2 protein-coding genes are annotated in these 1,764 nt (G+C 70.9%); both read left to right on the forward strand.

Features of this window, described 5'->3' with window-relative positions; translation table 11 throughout:
* Positions 1 to 349: 349 nt before the first annotated feature.
* The gene (locus FRW57_RS21240; protein ID WP_003792170.1) at positions 350 to 448 is read left to right on the forward strand and encodes a 30S ribosomal protein bS22; all 99 of its coding nucleotides are present in this window, start codon (positions 350 to 352) and stop codon (positions 446 to 448) included.
* A 191-nt stretch (positions 449 to 639) separates the two neighbouring features.
* Positions 640 to 1,692 (forward strand): NAD-dependent epimerase/dehydratase family protein, encoded by a 1,053-nt coding sequence (locus FRW57_RS21245; protein WP_238384654.1) that lies wholly within the window; start codon positions 640 to 642, stop codon positions 1,690 to 1,692.
* Positions 1,693 to 1,764 lie beyond the last annotated feature (72 nt).

The raw sequence follows: 1,764 nt of genomic DNA on the forward strand, positions 1-1,764 counted from the left end.
CCCCAGGGGTCGATGGACCCGCCGTGGAAGCGCGCGGCGCCGGTCGAGCCGCCCACCTGGAGGAAGCCCGCCAGCACGGCGAGCGCCCAGACCGGTGCGGCCGGGAGCGCGCGACGGTGACCTGGCATGGTGCGACGGTAGCCGTGCGGGCGCGTGAGCGGCGACCCTCCGGGGGCGTATGCCGTGTGCCTCCTCCGGGAGTAGCACCGGGTCCCGGCCACCCGCGGTTTGGGTGAGCACGGTCCGGACGGTACGCTGACGCGGAATGTTCGGCGTGGTGCCTCGTGCACGACCACTCGCGTCGGCACGCATCCTCGACACCGCACCACCAACGACAGGCAAGGAACTCATGGGCTCCGTCATCAAGAAGCGCCGCAAGCGCATGGCCAAGAAGAAGCACCGCAAGCTGCTGCGCAAGACGCGCCACCAGCGTCGCAACAAGAAGTAGCATCCGCGGTGTCCTGAGCCAGGCTCGGAGGCCCCACACCAGGTCCTCGTCCCGCGCGGGACGAGGACCTTCGTGTTCCGGGGCGGCTCGCTACGATTGGCGGGCCGGCCGGATCGGCCTGCACACGGCATACCGATCGCACGGCACGCAGGACCACGCAGGAGCACACGCCGACGGAAGCAGGTGAGGAAGTGGCGGGACGCGAACGCTGCATCCTCGTGACCGGTGTGTCCCGCTATCTCGGTGGCCGCTTCGCGCAGCTGCTGACGGTTCAGGCCGAGGTCGACCGGGTCATCGGGGTCGACGTGGTGCCGCCCCCGCACGACATCGGTGGCGCGGAGTTCGTGCGGGCCGACATCCGCAACCCCGTGATCGGCAAGATCATCGGCCAGTCCGAGGTCGACACGGTCGTGCACATGAACGTCATCGCCACGCCTCTCTCCGCCGGCGGCCGCACGTCGCAGAAGGAGATCAACGTCATCGGCACGATGCAGCTGCTCGCGGCGTGCCAGAAGGCCTCGAGCCTGCGCCGGCTCGTCGTGAAGTCGTCTGCCGCGGTCTACGGCTCGTCGCCCCGCGATCCGGCGATGTTCACCGAGGACATGGGCCCGAAGGTGTTGCCACGAGCGGGTTTCGGCAAGGACTCGGTCGAGGTCGAGGGGTATGTGAGGGGCCTGTCCCGACGCCGTCCCGACGTCGAGATCACCATGCTGCGGTTCGCCAACATCATCGGGCCGAAGATCCGCACCGCCCTGACCGACTACTTCTCGATGCCGGTCATCCCCACCCCGCTCGGCTACGACGCCCGCTTCCAGCTCGTCCACGAGGACGACGCGTTGCAGGGGCTGCTGCTGGCGACGCTCGGCCCGGACGCCGGCATCGTCAACGTCGCGGGTGACGGCGCGCTGTCGTTGCGGCAGGCGGCGCGTATGGCGGGTCGCCCCACGGTGCCGGTGCCCACCGTGGTCGGTGGTCCGGTCGGGCAGCTGACCAAGCGTGCCGGCCGCGCGGACTTCTCGTCTGACCAGGTGCAGTTCCTGTCGTTCGGCCGCGGGCTCGACACCACCCGGATGCGCGAGGTCCTGGGACTCGAGCCGGAGCACACCACGCGTTCGGCCTTCCTCGACTTCGTCGCGGGCTCTGGGCGGTCCCCGCTGGCGGCAGCCGGCTCCGCGCTCGAGGGGATCTCGCACGCGGCCGGCGCGGTGTTGTCCCGCGCGCTCGAGCAGGGAGGGCGCACCTGATGTCCGACTCCAACGTCGTCCCGCTCCCGCCGGGGCGGGGGTCCGGCCGGCCCACCGGCACGGGCGGACGGT

Origin of the sequence: Segeticoccus rhizosphaerae (assembly GCF_009192725.1) — a bacterium.
In the GTDB taxonomy this organism is placed as follows: Bacteria; Actinomycetota; Actinomycetes; order Actinomycetales; family Dermatophilaceae; genus Segeticoccus; species Segeticoccus rhizosphaerae.